An 18,287-nucleotide genomic window follows, 5' to 3' on the forward strand; every position below is an offset into this window, starting at 1 on the left:
TTTCAGCCTGCCGCTTGCGCGCGCGCCGGGGCTTCAAACGTCGCTTCATCGAGCGTGCTGAAAAACTCCCGGTGCAAGACCTTGACGGCTTTCTCGACTTCGTTGTCGGCGACGATGAAGCTGACGTTGATGGCCGACGCGCCGTGCGAAATCATCGAAACGTTGACTTCGGCAATGCTTGAAAAAATCCGCGCGGCCACGCCCGGTGTGTATTTCAACTGTTCGCCGACCACGCAAATCAACGCCTGATTGCGTTCGACCTCGACTTCGCCAAATTCATTTAAGTCAGCAATCACAGCATCCAGATGGCGCGTGTCGTCGAGCGTCATCGAAACGCTGACCTCTGACGTCGCCACCATATCCACGGGCGTCTCGTGGTTGTCGAAGATGGCGAACAGCCGCGCCAGAAAGCCGTGCGCCATCAGCATACGGTCGGAAGTCACGTTGACAATGGTGATGCCACGCTTGAACGCAATCGCTTTGACCAAGGCGCTGGCCGCCGCCGCCTTGCGCACAATGGCCGTGCCCGCAGCTTCGGGACGGCGCGAGTTGCAGACGAAGACCGGAATGTCCTCGGCCATCGCCGGCAACAGCGTCGAAGGGTGCAAGACCTTCGCGCCGAAGTAGGCCAATTCGGAAGCCTCGGCAAACGAGATGGTTTTGACTTTGGCGGCCTCGGCGACAATGCGCGGGTCGGTCGTCATAATGCCATCCACATCCGTCCAGATTTGAATCTCTTCGGCAGCGAGCGCCGCGCCGATGATCGAAGCCGAAAAATCCGATCCGCCGCGCCCGATGGTCGTCGTGACACCTTGCGCTGTCGAACCGATGAAACCTTGCGTCACGGGCACACCGCCCTCGGCCAGCACGGGCACAAAGCCGCTTTTCAAACGCGGATTGGCCGCGTCGAATTGTACGGCGGCGCGCGTGAAATCGTCGTTGGTGCGCATCAATGGGCGCACGTCCACGCGCTGTCCGTTGACGCCCGCCGCGCGAAACGCCGCCGCCACGATGTGCGACGACAGCAATTCACCGCTGGCCGACACCGCGTCAGACAAGCGCGGTGTAATTGCGCCAGCCCCTTGAATCTCAGCCAGCGCGGCTTTGACTTCGTCGAATTGGCGGATGAGCGCAGCGCGCAATTCTTCGCGTTCGTCGGGCAGCGCCAACTCATCGGCGGTTTTGAAATGATGCGCAGCCAACGGCTCGACGCGCGCATACGCAGCCGTCAAATCGTTCGCCGCCGCTAGCCGTGCGGCTTCGAGCAAGCCATTCGTCGTCTTGCCCATCGCCGAGACGACCACGATGGGCTGGCGTCGCAAACGCGGGGTAACGATGGAAACAAGGCGGCGCATGGCGGTCGCGTCTTCGACCGAAGTGCCACCAAACTTCATCACGATCATAAAAGCTGTTGAACTCCAATCCTGGGAGCGCAGGCGTCCCCGCCTGCGCTCCCAGGGGAAAATGAAAAAGGGTTAGCTCGCGCGTGGGCGCTGGCTAACCCTCTGTCTTTGCCTCTGCTGCAATGTGCAGTGAGGCCGAAACCGTCGGATTGCCGAGAGCGCGCCAGCGCGATGCTGCTGACAGTCTCAGGGATTTAGCCCTGACAACCAGCCGGTGTGGGCGGCGAAGATGCCACACCTGCTTCGGCGGCTTGCCCCTTTCGCTCATCGTCCCGGAACCTTCGCGTTCTCGGATGAGTTACTCTTGAAAGCCGCGCCTCTACTCGTTTGCAAATCAAAAGATCAGTGCGTAAAAACGGGCGCATTGTGCCGGATGCGTTCTGAACGTGTCAAGCAAGTGGTTCAAGCTAGGCGCCCGTTGTCGTTTTGCGTGCGGGCTTACGCACGCGTAGCGCAACCTGCTCCGCATCCCACCCGCTTTACCCGCTACCAGCCGGGTATTGCAGTTCCGCCAACAACGTCTTTGCCTCCCGCAAATCCGCCGTGGCAAAGCCTTCGGTGAACCAGCCGTAAATCTCCGCGAGCATCTGCCGCGCTTCAGCAATCTTGCCTTGTCGCTGCCACAAGTGCGCGAGGCTCGTGGCGGCGCGCAGTTCCCACGCTTTCGCGCTTTGTCGCCGAGCGATTTCGAGGGCCTGGTGATAACAGCCTTCCGCCTCCGCCTGGCTTGCCTCTGCATGGTCGGCGGTGGCCTGCCGCAGCAACTCGCCTTTGATGCGCCAGAGTTCTGCTTCAACAACACGCTCTCCGGTGCGCTCGACTAGCGCCAATGCTTCTGCGATGGTCGCAAGCCCTTCCGCGCAGTGGCCTGCCAGCCCGAACACTTCGCCCAGTCTTGCGAGTAACCCGGTCATCCCCAGCATTACGCCTTTGGCACGCAGGGATGCAAACGCCTGTTTCACCTGCTCAAGCGCTGTTTCGGTCGGTTCCTGATACGCCAGATTCAGGGCATTAAAGGCAGCGGCATAATTGAGCAAGTCTCCCAGGGCGTATTCCTTGGCGAGCGTCAACACTTTCTCATACTCTTTCTGACTGGATTGCCAATCCCGAAGAAAGGCAAGAATTTGTCCTGTCGCAAAATGAGCGCCCCCCAGACTGAAGGGATGAGAGGTTTGCTCGGCCAGCGTGACAGCTTCCCGCGCCAGCGCCAAGGCTCTGTCCGCATAGCCAAGCGTCCACAGACAGTAGCTATGATGACGGCGTGTTGTAATTCCCACGTTCTCGTTAGAGATGGAAAGATAAGCCTCGTGGTATTCCCGGCGATCCAGGGCGAGCGCGCGTTCAAATTGTTGTTGGGCAGAGACAAGGTCTCCTTGATAAAAGCGGGCAACCCAGGACGCAGCGGCTCTAACCAGCAGCATCGGGTCCTGGGCTTGCTCGGCCAGTTGCAGCATTTGCTCACCCAGCCCCTGTGCCGTTTCATATTCGGCTCGGATAAAGTGATAGCTCGCCACGCCACCCAGAGCAGCGAAGAGCCGGGGATCATTACCCATCTGCTCACACAGTTGCCGTGCCCGATTGAAGGCTGCGCCGGCCTCCGGCGCAGCCCAACTCAGGGCGGACTGCAACGAGAAGCCCAGCATCAATTGCAGGCCCAGTTCTCGCCCGTCGCGCTCCGGCGTTTCCGGCAATTTGCACACCGCTGCCAGCCCGCGCCCGGCAAGCTGCACCGCTTCCCGATGCGCATTGATCTGCGCCGCATTGCGCGCCGCCTGCAAAAAGGCATCCGCCGCCCGCGCCGAGTCCCGCGCCGCTTCCCACAGCAGCGCCAGTTCATTCGCCACGCTCGCGCTGCGCGCGCCGTAACAAGCTTCTAGGGCCAGGGCCACGTCGCGGCTGAGCGTGGCCCTGCGCGTGGCCCGCAAACTGGCATAGAGCGCGTTCTGATACAGCACGTGCACGAAGCGATACTTGAGCGTCAGCGTGCCATTCGGAAACTCCGCTTCACTCACCAGCTTCACAAACGCAAACACCCGTTCCAGCTTTTCCAGTTGTTCTTCGATTTCGTCCGCGTCGAGGTTCAGCACCTGCGCCAAGATTGCCGAATCGAACTCGTAGCCCTGCACGCTCGCGGCAGTCAGCAGCTTGCGGTCGTCTTCACTGAGCTGCGCGAGCTTGCGTTCGATCATCCCGCGCACCGATTCCGGCAACGCGCGTTCGATGTCGGGCAAGGCTTCCGCCAGCGTCCACGTCGCGGGGGCTTCCGTCAACGACACCGTAGCAAAGGCTTCCGTCTGTTCGGTCTCAGGCGGCAACAGACTGAAGTCCGTTCTACGAATCACGTTGCGGTCGCGCAGGTAACGCACCAGGTCCGCCATAAACAATGGACTACCTTCCGTCTTCGCGTGAATCAGTTGGGGAAACTCTGGCGGGAAGCGATGACCGGGGAATTCCAACGCCAGGTATTCGGCAATCTCCGCTGCGTTCAAAAACTCCAGCAACAATTCCCGGCACACGCCGCGCGCCTGCAAATCCGGCTTGATCTGCAAGAAAGGATGTTTCGCCAACAGCATGTCCGAAGGCCGATAGGTCACGACGATCAGCACGCGCAGCGCCTCGAACTTACCCGCCAAAAAGCTGAGCAGATCAATCGTCGAAACGTCCGCCCAATGCAGATCGTCAAAGAACAAGACCAGCGGGCGCCGTTCGGCGACGGCTTGCAGGAAGTTGGCAAGCTCGCGCTTCATCCGTTCCTGCGAAGCGGCTTTGACTTCGGCCAGCAGCTTCGCATCGGACAAATCCTCCGCAGACAGCGGCGCAACCTGTGCGTACCACGTGGCCGCAATACGCCTCATCAGTTGAGCGGCGCTGCCCAGCACTTCGTCACCCGGTTTCATGGTGCGCGCCAGTGAGTGCGTGTCATCCAGGCGTAGCAGGGCTTCGAGCGCTTCCAGCAGCGGCAGGTAAGCCTCCGTGCCAGCCAGCCGTTCCGAACAACGTCCGCGCGCAATCGTGCCTTGCTCTGCGGCGGCCAGTTCAGCGAGGAAATCTTCGACCAGCGTCGTCTTGCCGATGCCCGGTTCGCCCGCCACACACAACAGCGCGCCGCGCCCGGCCTGCGCTGCGTTGAAAGCCGCGCGCAGTTCCGCCCGTTCCGGTTCGCGCCCGACGGTGTGACGGAGCGCGCGCGTGGCAGGAATCGCCGGGGGCAGCGTAGAGGCGGCGCCATGTCGCTCCATTGCCTGCAACGCCTGCGCGATTTCGCTGGCCGCCGGGCGCGCCTCGGCCTGTTTCGCCAGCATCCGCAAAATCAAAGCATTGAGCGCAGCGGGCAGTTCCGGATTCAACTGTGTGGGCGCGACCGGCGTTGCGGTCGTGATTTGTTGCAGTGTGCTGAGCAGTGTTGCCGCATGGAACGGATGGCTGCCCGTTGCCAGTTCATAAAACAAAATGCCGAGCGCGAAGATGTCGGTGGCGCTGGTGACGCGCTCGCCGCGCGCCTGTTCCGGCGACATGTATTTCACCGTGCCGAGCAGCATGCCGGGCTGCGTGCCCGCCAGCGGTTCGGCTGCGCGGCTGGCGTCTAGGCGCGCCAAGCCGAAATCGAGCACTTTCACGTAACCGTCAGCGCGCACCATGATGTTTTCGGGTTTGATGTCGCGGTGCGTGACGCCCGCCGCGTGGGCTACGTGCAAGGCTTTGGCAAGCTGGCTGCCCCAGGCGAGCAACGAATCGAGTGCGATACGTTCTGCCGCCATCGCTCTCAGCGTGCGCCCGGCGACCAGTTCCATGACGATGAAGCGTCCGGCCTCGCTCTCGCCGATTTCGTGAATGGTGATGATGTTCGGATGATTGAGCGCGGAAATCGCCAGTGCCTCCTGCTCGAAACGGCGCAAACGTTCGGCGTCGTTGGTGAATTCGGCGGGCAGTAGTTTGAGCGCGACCTGGCGTTTCAAGCGCGTATCTTCGGCCAGCCAAACCTCGCCCATCCCGCCTTTGCCCAGCAGGGAAATGATGCGGTACTGATTGATCGCACGTGGTTGCGCATTCGCCAATGGGTTGGTCAGCATAGCCGTGGGCTGCTCTTCACTGGCCTGATCTTTGACTTGTCGCAAGCGTTCCGCGTTCATGCTCGTTCAGTCGCGTGATGTTTGATGGCGGGCAGTGTCTATCGAACTTAGCGCCGCCCGGTCTGGCGTGTAAAACGGTGCGCACTTTAGCACAGCACGCCAACCGCAGACAGCGCCGGCAAGCCCCTGCTGCTTCCGCACTGCCGCGTTTCGGCTTATCATCCGCAGCGTTTTCATTGCCGGACAACACCACTAGAAAAAGGAAAGACTATGCGTCACATCACGCGCGCCGCTGGCACATTGTTTTTGCTGGGAACAATGGTTATGGCTCAAACACCCAAAGGCTTCGATCAGATCAACCAGGAATTCAAAACCTTCTACGAACAGCAACTCAAACAGCACGGCATCGTCGGCAGCAGCTTCATGCTGATTCACGACAACCAGGTCGTCGCGCAAAACTTTTACGGCCTGGCACACGCCGAACAAAAGCGTGCGGTGGATGAGAACACCATTTACCACTGGGCTTCGATCACGAAGACCTTCACCGGCATTGCGATCATGCAATTGCGCGATCGTGGCTTGCTCAAGCTGGATGATCCGATCATCAAATACGTGCCCGAATTGAAAGAGGTGCACAATCCGTTCGGCCCAATGGAAAGCATCACGATTCGCCATTTGATGTCGCATAGCGCGGGCTTTCGTGGCGGGACGTGGCCTTGGGGTGGCGACAAAGACTGGCAGCCGCACGAACCGCAGTATTGGTCGCAATTGGTGGCGATGCTGCCCTATACCGAAATCCTCTTTCCGCCCGGCAGCAAGTTCAGTTATTCAAACCCCGGCATCATCTTTCTGGGTCGCGTGATCGAGTCGCTGACGCACGATGATTACGAGGTTTACATTGACAAGAACATCTTCAAGCCGCTCGAAATGTATCGCAGCTATTTCGATACGACGCCGTATCATCTGTTGAAATACCGCTCGCACAGCTATTACTTACAAGACGGCAAGCTGACCCCCGCGCGCTTTGACGTAGACACCGGCATCACTGTCTCGAACGGCGGATTGAATGCGCCGCTGCCGGATATGGTCAAGTATCTGAACTTCCTGTTGGGCGATCCGAAAAGGCAAGACGTTTATGACCAGGTGTTGAAACGCAGTTCGCTGGAAGAGATGTGGCAGCCGCAAGTCGCCATCACGCCCGATGCCATCGTCACGCCGGAAGGGAAGCAGCGCAAGGATGCGTTGGGCCTGTGTTATTTCATCGAAGACAACTTCGGCCAGCATTTCATCGGTCACAGCGGCGGGCAAAACGGCTTCATCTCGCATTTCTATGTGCGGCCTGACAATCGCACGGCTTACCTTGTGGCATTTAACACGCACGCCATCCCGACCGAGAAGAACAAAAGCCAGGACACGCGGCTGTTAGATCACGAGTTGAAGGAGTGGCTGTTTGCGCGGGTGTTTCCGTTATTTGGAAACCCATAGTAGTATGCGCGCCACCAATCGCTTTACCCGTAACAATCCAATCAACAAGGAGACCTTCCTAAATGGCGGTCAACGAAGCTGGCTCGCTGTCTGTCGCCGAGCGCGCGCACAAACGTATCACCTGGCGGCTGATGCCCTTTCTGCTGCTGCTTTATTTCCTCGCCTACATTGATCGCACCAACGTGGGTGTGGCGGCGCTTGATATGAAAAAGTCGCTGGGCGAAGGCGGTCTGGGGTTTGACGATGCGATCATCGGCATCGGCGCGGGCATCTTTTTCATCGGCTACTTTTTGCTGGAAATCCCCGGCACGCTGATCGTCGAGAAATGGAGCGCCAGCAAATGGATCGCGCGCATCATGATTACGTGGGGCCTCGTCGCTTCGCTGATGGGTTTGGTGGGCACGCCTTATCTCAATTTTTTATGCATCGTGGATTGGTGCGCGGTCTTTCACCCGGTCACGGCGGCGCTCGGCTCAATCACATCGCTGATGGGCGTCAATCCGCCGCAGATGCAAAACTGTTCCTGCGAAGTGAAGCAGTTTTATTTCCTGCGCTTCCTGCTGGGCATTGCCGAAGCCGGCTTCTTCCCCGGCATCATTGTTTATCTTTCGCACTGGTTCCGCTATGCCGACCGCGCCAAGGCCAAATCGCAATTTATGATCGGCTTGCCCGTCGCGACGATCCTGGGCTTGCCCGTCTCGCAATGGATCATGCACAAGGTGCAATGGGGCGGCACGGCGGGTTGGCGCTGGGTTTACATTATCGAAGGCATCCCGTCGGTCATCCTCGGCATTGTGACGCTGTTCTATCTGACCGACTGGCCCGCGCAGGCCAAGTGGCTGCCCGCAGATGAAAAGAAGTGGATTATGGAAGAGTTGGAACGCGAACGCCGCGAAAAACAATCCGGGCCGCAACTCTCGTTCTGGCAGGAAGTCTGGCACGCGCTCAAAAAGAAAGAGACGCTCTTGTTGTCGGCGATTTATCTAAGCGTGGTGATCGGCTATTACGGCCTGACGTTTTTTATCCCGGCGATCACCGCGCGTATGCAAGGGCGCTCCACCGTCGAACAAACGATCATCGCCATGCTGCCGTACATTTGCGGCTTGATCACCATGCTCTGGAATGCCAGGCATTCTGACCAAACCGGCGAACGACGCATTCACACTGTCTGGCCGCTGTTGCTGGGTGCGGTCGCGCTGGGCGTGGCAAGCTTCACGACCGAAAACCTGCCGGTGACGATCATCTGTCTCTGCTTGATTGGCGTCGGTGTGCACGCCTATCTGCCCGTGTTCTGGACCTGGCCGAGCGCGTTTATGACTTCGGCAATGGCGGCGACGGCGGTTGGCGTGATCAACTCGGTCGGCAACCTCGGCGGCTATTTCGGCCCGCAAGTCGTAGGCCAGATGAAAAAGCAAAGCGGGTCGTATGTGCGGGGCTTGCAGTTTTTGGCAGTGTGCGTGTTGGTATCGGGGCTGTTGGCGTTGTTGTTGAAATTACCGGAAAAGAAAGCGGCGGCAGGCGGGCAATGATTCGGCATGCATCAATTGCCTGAATCGTCGCGCATCAACGCCTTAAACCCAGCTTGTACGAAATGCTGATCGAAGGTCAGGGCTTCGGTCATACCTGCTTGGCGCATGACGATAAAAGAAAGGCAGTCCACCAGACCCCATTCCTTGTCTCGATACCCTTTGTAAAGCTCGAATCCTTGTTCAAACAGGGAAGGGTTGAGCGGCACAATTTCAACTTCGGCCGAGAGCCGAAATCCTTCAATTACCTCGACCGCTTGCGTTTTGAAATTACGAGCCAAGGCATTGCCGATTTCCAGCAAGACAGCCTCGGTTACGACGAGCGGATGACCATCGTAAAAGTCTGCCAACTCGGTTGCACGTTGGTGATATTGATCGCGCTTGTTGATCAGCGCCAAGACAAAGACCGTATCAATCAGAATGCGATTGGTCATCTTCCGCCCCAGTCAGGTAAAGCTCGAAGTTCACTGAAAAATCTGCTGGCGCATCAATTTCAATCTGCTTTAAGCGGGCCATCAGCGTTGCGTTAGGCATGGCAGCAACTGGTTCCGCCAGCTTTTTGACGATGGCATATAGCTTAGTCAGTTGCGTTGGGCTTAGCTTTTCGATTTCACCGTGAAGCATTTCTTTGGTGGTCATTTGGCCTCCTCAATTAAAGTATAAAATGCCAGCACGCTCCGCGCCAACGCCACCAGCATCTCCCGCAATTCCACCGGCTCCACAATCTCGACCTGTGCGCCCAAGCCAATCAAATTCCCGCAAGCATTCTCTGCCACCTGATAATTCATCTGCACCGTGATCCGTCCATCCGCCTCCGGTTTACCCACGTGCTCGACGCTGGCAAAGCGCCCGGCGAATTGCAGTCGCCAGAGGGCGTCAGGATGCACGCGCAGCGTGACCGGATAGCGCGGGAACTTCGCTTTGAATTCCACATTGGATTGCTGCCACGTCGCGGCCAGATCGAAATCGGCAGGACGCACAAAACCCTCATCCAACAACTCTGCTATCCGCACACGCGAGACTCGATAGTTGCGAATAGCGTCGTCAATCGCGGCGAGCAAGTACCACACGCTGCCTTTGGCAACCAGGCCGAGCGGTTCGACGATGCGTTCGACGCCGCATTCATCACCGCCCCCGCCACGCTGATAACTGATGCGCAACTTGCGCTCTTGCCAGACGGCTTCCTGAATCACCGGCAAGCAGGGCACGGCTTCGTCGGCGCGCTGCCAGCCCGCCACGTCCACATAAATGCGTTGGCTAACCTGTTCGGCGTTGTGGCGGGCGTTGGCCGGAATCGCGGCCAGCAGCTTGATCTGCGCGCCGTCCGCAGCCTTCGCCAAACCCAGATCGGCCAGCAAGCGTGCGGGGCGCGTCAGAAAGAGCGCCTGCACTTCGGCTTCGTTCAGCCCAGTCAGATTGGTGCGGTAATTTTCGGTCAACGACCAGCCGCCGCCCGTGCCGCGTTCGGCAAAGACGGGAATGCCCGCGATGCTCAAGGCTTCCATATCGCGCAGGATCGTGCGTTCGGAAACTTCCAGCCGTTCGGCCAGCGCGCGCGCGGTGATGCGCGTGTGGATTTGCAGCAACAGCAGAATCGAGATCAGTCGGTCGGCTCGCATCGCCATGTACCTTTCTTTGAGGATGTGCAATTTTACTGCGGCAATATGACAGATGATGTCAGGAATGGGCGCGTATTTTTCTGCCACACCCTAACCGGAGGCGACAAACATGAACTGGGCTGCATTCAAATCCGCCGCGCCCGCGTTGGCCGAGGCGGCCGAGGCGCTCTTTGACAAAAGCGGCGTTGTGCTGGTTGGCACGCTGCGCAAAGATGGTTCGCCGCGCATCTCGCCAGTTGAGCCGCTGTTGCTGGCGGGCGAATTGTATCTGGGCATGATGCCGCAATCGTTCAAAGTGGCTGATTTGCTGCGCGACCCGCGCTGCACAGTGCACAGCACAATCAGCGACCGGCACGCCACCGAAGGCGAATTCAAGCTGCACGGGTGCGCGCGCAATGTGCTGGACGCCGCAGAACGTCAGCGTTACTGCGAGGGACTGAACGCAAAAATTGGCTGGAGCCCTGAAGGCATGCCCTTTGAACTGTTTGCCGTGGAAGTGCAGAGCGCGGGCCATTTCAAAACCGAAGCGGCGGCGCGGGTGATGCAAAAATGGCGCGCGGGCGAAGCGGTGCACACCTTCCGCCAGGGAATTGATGGCAAGGCGGTAGAAGTGACGGAGGGAGGCGCGGATCAATGAAAGTGGCCTTTGGTTTAAAAGCGCATTCAGGCTGGGCGGCGCTGATCGTTCTCGGCGAGGACGCTGACGGTTGCGTAATCGTTGAGCGGCGGCGCATTGAGTTAGTTGATGACGAATGGGCCAAGCAGCCCTATCACGCTGCCGAAAACTTGCCGCTAGCGGACGCGCGCGACTTGGTCACACGCGGTGTTGCCGCTGCGCAGCGGATTGCGTTGCGCGAGCTGCGCGCCATGCTCAAGCGCGAACACGCACGAAAAAACGAGGTGTGCGGCTGCGCGGTGCTCACGGCCAATCCCATGCCTGATTGGAACATTGCTGAAATCCTCGCCGTGCACTTCCGCATGCACAAAGCCGAAGGAGTTTTGTTTCGGGAGGCGCTGGCGCACGCCGCTGAAAGCTGCGGGCTAAAGCTGGTCGCCATCCCGGAAAAGTCGCTGACGCAATACGCCGAGCAGTCGTTTGGAGCTTCGGCGGACAGCTTGTTAAGGCAAATTGCAGCACTTGGCAAAGCCGCTGGCCCACCGTGGGGCAAAGACCAGAAGGATGCCGCCCTGGCCGCACTCGTGGCCTTGTATAGGCGCTAACCGTGAGTTGAAAACATGAAAACCACCAAACGTGCTGTGCCGAAAAAACAAGCCGCGTCACCCAGCGGCCCAATTGCTGACCGCCCGCACATGCCCGGTTACGGTGTGCCTACAGACAAGAAAGGCCTGCTGCCCTGGCCGCACGTCGTCGAACGCATGAACGAAGCGCAGAACTATTGGGTCTGTACCGTCGGCCCCAATTACGAGCCGCACGCGACGCCGGTCTGGGGCTTGTGGTTGGATGACCGGCTCTACTTTGGCGGTCGCGCGACTTCGCGCCGCCAACGCAATCTAGCCGCGAATTCGGCGGTGTGCATTCATCTCGAAAGCGGTTCCGATGTCGTCATTCTGCACGGCGCGGCGCATAAGCTGGCCGCGCCAGAGCGCCCGTTGACGTTGCGCCTGCTTGAAATCTCGCGCCGGAAATACGGCTATGCGCCGACGCCGGAGGAATACGAAGCGGGCGAAAACGTGTGGGTTTTTCGCCCGCAGAAGGTGTTAGCCTGGATGCAATTTCCCAAAGACGCGACACGTTTCTGGCTGCAATCATGAGCTTCTCCCGCCGGTTAAAAGACAGTTGTCTGATGATGGATCAGAAGAATCGAATCGTATAAACCACCCGCACGCCGCGCCCAATTTCCGGCGCAAAATCTTTGATGAACGAGAGGTGGTTGCGATAGAGCTTGTTGTTCAGGTTGAACGCATTGACCGAGACGATCTGCGCCCGATGCTGGCTGGCCAGCGTGTAGGAAGCCGTCACATTCACCGTCGCGTAACCGGCGGTCTTCTCTTCGGTCGTGAAGACGCGGTTCTGATCGCGTGCCATCACCACTTCCGGGTTGAAGCGGAATTCTTTATAAAGCCATTCGAACCCGGCGTGTGCGCGCAACGGCGGGATGCGCGGCAGTGGCGTTTTGAGTTCAGTCAGTTTGGCGTTGACGTAATCGAGGCTTGAAAGCAGCCAAAAGCTGCGCGTCAACCCGGCCTCGAAGCGCGCTTCCGTGCCGACGAACCGGCTCTTGCCCTGGTCGTAGTCGGCCTCGATCAAACCGTCTTCGATATTGCCGGTCGGCGCGAGAAAGATGAAGTCGCGGATGTGATAGTAAAAGACATTCCACTCGGTGCGCAGCCGCTCGGAAGAGTGCCGCAAGCCCACATCGAGTCCATCAGTGCTCTCGCGGTTGAGATTCACGTTGCCGATTTCGAAGGTCGCGTTGCCCGGATGCGGGCCGTGGTTGTATAGCTCTTCGAGCGCGGGCGCGCGGTACGAATGCGTGTAATTGGCGACGAAGGCCGTGCTCTGGGGCAGCGGAACACGAAAGCCCACCGCGCCCGAAAAGCCGGTGAACGAACGGTCGCGCAAGCCCTGTGGGTCGTAACCGTTGTGCTCGACACGTCCGCCGAATTGAAAGCCGATGTGCTCGAAGTCAACCCGTTGGAGAGTAAACGCCGCGAAAGAATTCTGTGTCGTGGGCGGCGCCAGCGCCTCTGCGCCAGCGGAAGTGTAATCGCGGTAATAACCTGAGAAGCCGAAGCTCCCTGACAATTTGCCCGTGCGCCGCTCATCGAAGACGCCGCGATAGACCAGCGTCTTGTTCTTAAACGCAGTGTTGATTGCGCCCGTGTCGGCGGCGACTTCATCGTGCCGGTAATTATTGTATTGCAGCGAGAACTGCATGCTGTTGACGAATGAATCCAAATCGCGCAGCCCAAAGCGCCCTTGCACACTCTGGCGGCGCGGCGTCAGGTAAACGATCTCCGGCGCTGCCTCGTTCGGGTCATAGGGGATGCCATAGCGGCGATTGTCATACGCGTAGTCGGCGCTAAACCAGCCCTTGCCAGAGAAGTAGCCCAAGCCGCCCGCGCCGTTGGCGTTGCGCGCGTAAGAATTGCGCACGCGGCCAAGTGGCGTGTCGTACTCGCCCGCGCGCTGCGCTCCGCCATTGCCCCACACCAGCCAATTCTTGGTGCCGTACTCGATCCCGCCGCTGCCGCCACCTTGCCAATTGTTGCTACTACCCAAAGCGGTGAAGAAACCGCGTATACCCGGATGCGCTTCATCGTGACCGGCGATGGCGTTGACCACGCCGCCGATGGCGCTGGAGCCATAGAGCAAGGTCGCGGGGCCCTTGACCACTTCGACGCGATCCACGCTCAGGATGTCAACCGGCTCAGCATGGTCGCCTGATTGGAAGCCGAGCGCGCCGATGCGCTCACCGTCCTTCAAAACCAGCACGCGGTCTCCATCAAAGCCGCGAATCACCGGGCGCGCCGAACCAGGGCCGAAGCTGCGTTTGGCTACGCCCAACTCGTTGTCGAGCGCTTCGCCTAAGCTAATCGGATTCTTCTTCGCCAAATCCAGCGAGCCGATGATGGTCACCGATTGAATGGAGTTGAAGGTCGTCTCTTCGCTGCCGGTCGCCGTGACTGTGACCTGCTCACGCAAGGCGCCGAGCTTGATCTTGAAATCAGCGGTTGCCCCGCTGTTGCCGACATCCACCTGTTGCACGACATCAGGCGTTCCTTCCAGATGCGCCGTCACGTCATACTTGCCGGGCGGGATGTTCTGAAACTCATACTTTCCGTCATCATCCGTTTCGGTCGAACGTTTCAGTTGCAGAATCATGACGTGCACGCCGTGGACAGCTTTTTCGTTGTCGCCGAGTGTCACTTTGCCTTTGAGCGTGCCGTTCGACTGGGGTAAGCCAGGGCTATGAATTGGCCAGCTTGTTGGCACAGTCGCCGTGCTGTTGAGCGTGCTTTCCGCTTGGGCTGCATTGGCCGCTTGCGCAAAGACGCCGACGGTCAGCAGCAGCAGACCGCATATGAGCCACGCAAAGTTGGCGTTAGGTTTTTTGATAAGCATTAAGAATCCTCCTCCTTCGGCTGCGCAGGCCGCAGCATTGGAAATGTGGGACATTAAGTTTGCCAAGTCGTGATTGAACCACCGGATGCTAGGCGAAAGGCGGATAAACAGCATCCGGTTTTCAATGAAGCGCTGGTTGGCGTGGACAAATGGTCGGATGGCTCGGACGAGCAGCAACTGCGGTCAAAGCCGTAAAAGCTGCTCGCGCAAAATACGGGATTGAATGCGGCTGACATTGAGTTGCTGCCCGGTGCTCAAGGTCACGAGATACGTGCCGCCCGGCAGCGCATTCACGCGGCGGATCAAGGTGAGATTGGCGAGCGCCCCGCGTCCCAGCCGCACGAAACGCGCCGCGTCGAGCCGCGCCTCCAAATCTTTCAAGCGATAAATAATCGTGTAATTCTCGTTGTGAATCGTCGTTAGATGCAGTATCTCGGCTTCGGCCACGATGGACGCAATTTCGTCAACCGGGATGATGACAATCGCGTCTTTCTGGCGCACGGGAATGCGTTCGAGTCGTGCCGGGCGAGTCGCGGCATCGTATGCATCAGCCGCCGCGCGTACATTGGCGACCGCTTCCCGCTTGAGTTCCGCGCGCTCCAGGCGCTCTTGCGCGCGATTGAGCGTGTCGCGCAAACGCTTGGCCTCGACCGGCTTGAGCAGATAGTCCACGGCATTCAAATCGAACGCGCGCACGGCGTATGCGTCGTAGGCTGTGACGAAGACGATCAGCGGCAGCCGTTTTTTTTTGAGCAACCGCACCACACCCAGGCCGTCCAGTTCCGGCATCTGTAAATCGAGCAGCGCGAGGTCAGGGCGGCGTTTTTCAATCAATTCGAGCGCCTCCGTACCCGTGGCGGCTTCGCCGATCAACTCGACATCTTCAAATCCGCGCAGCAACGCGGCGAGGAACGAACGCGCGGGGCGTTCGTCGTCCGCAATTACGACGCGTAATTTCTGGTTCATGCGCAACTCCTGTAAGCTGGTTCCCGACGAAACCGGTCACTGTGGTGTGCGTTCGCGCTTGCCATTGGTAACAGTACTTTCCAAAGTGAGCACCTCCATCCAAGTTGCGCATCGCAGACCCAGTTGTTCGTGTGTGAGAAACGAACGCTGCCATGATCAAGATGCCGCTCCTGTAATGAGCCTCGGCAAAGTGGGCTAAGCCGCTACCGGCATCCTCATACTTCATCTGTTTCTAACTATGCTTGAGAGCGAAATCGTAGGCGGGCTTAGGCAAGGGCAGCAATCAGTAATTAATGATCTGTCGCTGATTGCAGGTGAATGGCGAGTTTCTCCTGCTCAGCGGCTGCTAGCTTTTGCTCACGACGCTTAACGTTCGTGTTGACTGGAGTGTTGATGGATTGGAAGGGCCACCACAGGCGCTAGGTCAGCCCGAGGCAGGTGAAGAGCCGTTAAAGCAACCGGCCATGAAGGCAGCTTCAGTCTGGCGCACAATTCTCACGTTTGTGTGGCGGCGACCTTTTCGCTCGTACACCTGCTAACTTAAGCCAGGCGAAGCACCCGGCTGGTCAGTTCCGCCACAAACCAACCCAAGGCCACGGTCAAGGCGATCCATCCCAGCATTTCGACATTCGGCAGCGTCAACCCCAACACCCTGCGCAAAGTCGGCCAAAGCACGACCAACGCCTGCAAGCCCGCGCCCAGCAGCACCGCGAAGTGCAAGGCCGCGTTTGGCAGCGGCTCGACCTTGACGCGGCGCGCCGGGTAAGCAAACAGCAATTGTGCGCTGCACGCATACAAAAATAACGCGCTGCGCACCGCGACATCGTCATAGCCGTAATGCGGCAGGCGCAACAGCAACAGACCGCCGATGATGGCTTGGGCCGCGCCCGCAAGGACGACGAACCGCAGCGAGGCCCGATCCAGCAACGGCGCGCGCGGGTCGCGTGGGCCGCGTGCCATCACACCGTGGTTGCGATCCAGGCCCAGCGCAATGGCGGGCGGCCCGTTGGTGATGACGTTGAGCCAGAGCAATTGAATCGCCGTGAGCGGCAGCAACAATCCGCCGCCCGCTTCTTGCAAGCCCCGCACGAACGAGCCGAGCGCGCCGCCGATGACCAGCAAAACCAGCGCCAGATTGGCGGCAGACAGGAAACGGATGAATGTCTGGATGTTCTCGTAAATGCTGCGGCCTTCTTCAATCGCGGCGACGATGGTGGCGAAGTTGTCGTCGAGCAATACCAGATCGGCGACTTCGCGCGACACGTCGCTGCCGCGCTGGCCCATCGCCACGCCCACATCGGCGCGTTTCAAGGCGGGCGCATCATTCACGCCGTCGCCAGTCATGGCGACGATCTCGCCATTGGCTTTCAGCGCTTCAACTAAACGCAGTTTGTGTTCGGGGGCGACGCGGGCAAAGACGTTGGTTTCTTTGACGGCTGCGCGCAAGACTTCATCCGAGAAGGTTTCCAGTTCCCAGCCCGTCAGCACGCGGCCAGGCGGGATACCGACTTCGTTGGCGATGGCCAGCGCGGTGGCGGGATGATCGCCCGTGATCATCACGACGCGAACGCCTGCGTCCTGCGCGTGGCGGATAGCTGGCGGGACTTCCGCACGCGGCGGATCCCAGAGCAGCACCAAACCCAGAAAGGACAATTCGTCTTCGCCTTCGCCGGCGCGCCACGCCAGCGCGATGACGCGGAAGCCCTCGTGTGCGTAAGCGTCGGCTTTCTCCACCCAGTTCAGGCGTTGCGCCTCGGTCAACACGCTGCGTTGCAACAGCACCTCGGGCGCGCCTTTAACGTAGCTGGTCAACTGGCCCGCTTCTTTCACGGTGGCGCGCATGAACTTGGCGGCGCTGTCAAAGGGCACGCTGCTATGGCGCACGTGCCGGGCGTGCAATTGCGCGGCTTCGAGTTGGTGCGTGCGGGCGAATTCAAACAGCGCCAGTTCCAGCGGGTCGCCCGCGCCGGTCTCAGTTTCGGCATCATTGGCGAGCACCAGCGCGTGCAGCGCGCGCGCCGTATCGGGCGTGTCCAAATGTTTTACGGTCATGCGGTTTTCGGTCAGCGTGCCGGTTTTGTCGGTGGCGATGACGGTGACCGAGCCGAGCGCTTCGACGGCGCTCAAGCGGCGCACGACGGCCTGGCGTTTGGCCATGCGTTCGACGCCCAAGGCCAGCGTCAGCGTCAGCACGGCAGGCAAACCCTCGGGCACGGCGGCGACGGCCAGCGCGACGGCGAAAAAGAGTACGTGACCGGCGCGCGCCCAACCTTCGACCAAAAGGCCGCCGATGACGATTAAGACTGACAGCGCCAGGATCGCGCGCGCGATTTGGTTGCCAAATAGCTCCAAGCGTTTTTCGAGCGGCGTCTTTTCGGTTTCAAGCTGGCCGAGCAGCGCGGCCAGCTTGCCCATCGTGCTGGCCGCGCCGGTGCGCGTGATTTCCAAATATCCCTTGCCCCGCACGAGCAGCGTGCCGCTGAACGTCTCGCTGGCGACGGCTTTATCCACCGGTGCCGATTCGCCTGTCAGCACGGCTTCATCCACCAGCAAGCCTTGGCCCTCGCGCCAGGCGCCATCCGCTGGGATGCGGTCGCCCGCTTCCAACCGAATCACATCCCCAGGCACCAGCGCGGTGCTGGACAATTGCACCAGCCTGCCATCACGCAACCCCCAAACTTGTGCGGCGGTCAGTGCTTTCAAACGCGCCAGGGCCGTTTCGGCCTTGCTCTCCTGGTAAACACCTAAGCCGGCGTTGAGCAGCAGGATCAAGGCAATCGCCAGTGACTCAAGGGGCAAGCCGGGCGCGCCCGCGCCAACCCAGATGACCAGATCAACGGCAAGCGCGCACAGCAGAATGTAAATCAACGGGCTTTGAAACTGGCGCAGGGAACGTTGCCAGAGTGACTTGGGCGGTTGTTCGGAAAGTGCGTTGGGGCCGTGTTGCGCGAGGCGTTGTTGCGCTTCGGTGGTGGATAGTCCGGGCATCGCATTCATGGGGCAATCTCCAGTTGAACGTGCCCAAGCTTGTCCCAGGCTCGAGGGGATTGCAAATGCGATGGATTTCAAGCAACTGCTTGCCCCCGAAGACGTTACGGTGTTCGACAAGCTGGCAGCTTGTCGAACATACA

The 18,287-nt window shown here is 59.5% G+C and carries 13 protein-coding genes; 5 read left to right on the forward strand and 8 right to left on the reverse strand.

The features are described 5' to 3' along the window. Window positions 1–2: 2 nt before the first annotated feature. On the reverse strand, window positions 3–1,403 hold the full coding sequence (gene lysC / locus HY011_09965; GenBank protein ID MBI3423254.1) for a lysine-sensitive aspartokinase 3: 1,401 nt from the start codon (window positions 1,401–1,403) through the stop codon (window positions 3–5). Window positions 1,404–1,882: 479 nt separating this feature from the next. Then, window positions 1,883–5,533, reverse strand: a complete 3,651-nt coding sequence (locus HY011_09970) for a protein kinase (protein ID MBI3423255.1) — start codon at window positions 5,531–5,533, stop codon at window positions 1,883–1,885. A 210-nt stretch (window positions 5,534–5,743) separates the two neighbouring features. Here HY011_09970 and HY011_09975 point away from each other — a divergent pair, with 210 nt between their 5' ends. Next, window positions 5,744–6,958, forward strand: coding sequence for a beta-lactamase family protein (locus HY011_09975; GenBank protein MBI3423256.1), 1,215 nt, complete (start codon window positions 5,744–5,746; stop codon window positions 6,956–6,958). A 62-nt stretch (window positions 6,959–7,020) separates the two neighbouring features. Beyond that, window positions 7,021–8,487, forward strand: coding sequence for an MFS transporter (locus HY011_09980; GenBank protein MBI3423257.1), 1,467 nt, complete (start codon window positions 7,021–7,023; stop codon window positions 8,485–8,487). Window positions 8,488–8,498: 11 nt separating this feature from the next. Here the strand turns inward: HY011_09980 and HY011_09985 are convergent, their stop codons facing one another. Genes HY011_09985 through HY011_09995 form a run of 3 tightly spaced genes read right to left on the reverse strand, consistent with a single transcriptional unit; the run spans window position 8,499 to window position 10,103 of the window. Then, a complete protein-coding gene (locus tag HY011_09985; protein ID MBI3423258.1) occupies window positions 8,499–8,918 on the reverse strand; it encodes a type II toxin-antitoxin system VapC family toxin in 420 nt (139 codons plus the stop codon). Further along, on the reverse strand, window positions 8,896–9,123 hold the full coding sequence (locus HY011_09990) for a hypothetical protein (protein MBI3423259.1): 228 nt from the start codon (window positions 9,121–9,123) through the stop codon (window positions 8,896–8,898). Before HY011_09990 ends, HY011_09985 begins: the two co-directional genes overlap by 23 nt. Further along, entirely contained in the window at window positions 9,120–10,103 is a 984-nt protein-coding gene (locus HY011_09995; GenBank protein MBI3423260.1) for a YafY family transcriptional regulator, read from the reverse strand. The genes HY011_09990 and HY011_09995 overlap by 4 nt, the downstream gene beginning before the upstream one ends. Window positions 10,104–10,212: 109 nt before the next feature. Here HY011_09995 and HY011_10000 point away from each other — a divergent pair, with 109 nt between their 5' ends. Genes HY011_10000 through HY011_10010 form a run of 3 tightly spaced genes read left to right on the forward strand, consistent with a single transcriptional unit; the run spans window position 10,213 to window position 11,876 of the window. Then, complete coding sequence (locus HY011_10000) at window positions 10,213–10,740, forward strand: pyridoxamine 5'-phosphate oxidase family protein (GenBank protein MBI3423261.1); 528 nt, start codon at window positions 10,213–10,215, stop codon at window positions 10,738–10,740. Beyond that, window positions 10,737–11,324 (forward strand): hypothetical protein, encoded by a 588-nt coding sequence (locus tag HY011_10005; protein MBI3423262.1) that lies wholly within the window; start codon window positions 10,737–10,739, stop codon window positions 11,322–11,324. The genes HY011_10000 and HY011_10005 overlap by 4 nt, the downstream gene beginning before the upstream one ends. Window positions 11,325–11,339: 15 nt before the next feature. Further along, entirely contained in the window at window positions 11,340–11,876 is a 537-nt protein-coding gene (locus HY011_10010) for a pyridoxamine 5'-phosphate oxidase family protein (protein MBI3423263.1), read from the forward strand. A 40-nt stretch (window positions 11,877–11,916) separates the two neighbouring features. On the opposite strand, the gene HY011_10015 is transcribed toward HY011_10010, so the two are convergent. The 3 genes from HY011_10015 to HY011_10025 form a co-directional block, all read right to left on the reverse strand. Continuing rightward, window positions 11,917–14,190: a TonB-dependent receptor gene (locus HY011_10015; protein ID MBI3423264.1), complete on the reverse strand. Its 2,274-nt coding sequence runs from the start codon at window positions 14,188–14,190 to the stop codon at window positions 11,917–11,919. A 183-nt stretch (window positions 14,191–14,373) separates the two neighbouring features. Further along, window positions 14,374–15,156 carry a response regulator gene (locus HY011_10020; GenBank protein ID MBI3423265.1) on the reverse strand — a complete coding sequence of 261 codons (783 nt, stop codon included), beginning with the start codon at window positions 15,154–15,156 and terminating at the stop codon, window positions 14,374–14,376. Between the two features lie 540 nt (window positions 15,157–15,696). Next, the gene (locus tag HY011_10025) at window positions 15,697–18,144 is read right to left on the reverse strand and encodes a cation-transporting P-type ATPase (protein ID MBI3423266.1); all 2,448 of its coding nucleotides are present in this window, start codon (window positions 18,142–18,144) and stop codon (window positions 15,697–15,699) included. Window positions 18,145–18,287: the final 143 nt, after the last annotated feature.

The sequence above is a fragment of the Acidobacteriota bacterium genome, assembly GCA_016196035.1.
In the GTDB taxonomy this organism is placed as follows: Bacteria; Acidobacteriota; Blastocatellia; order RBC074; family RBC074; genus JACPYM01.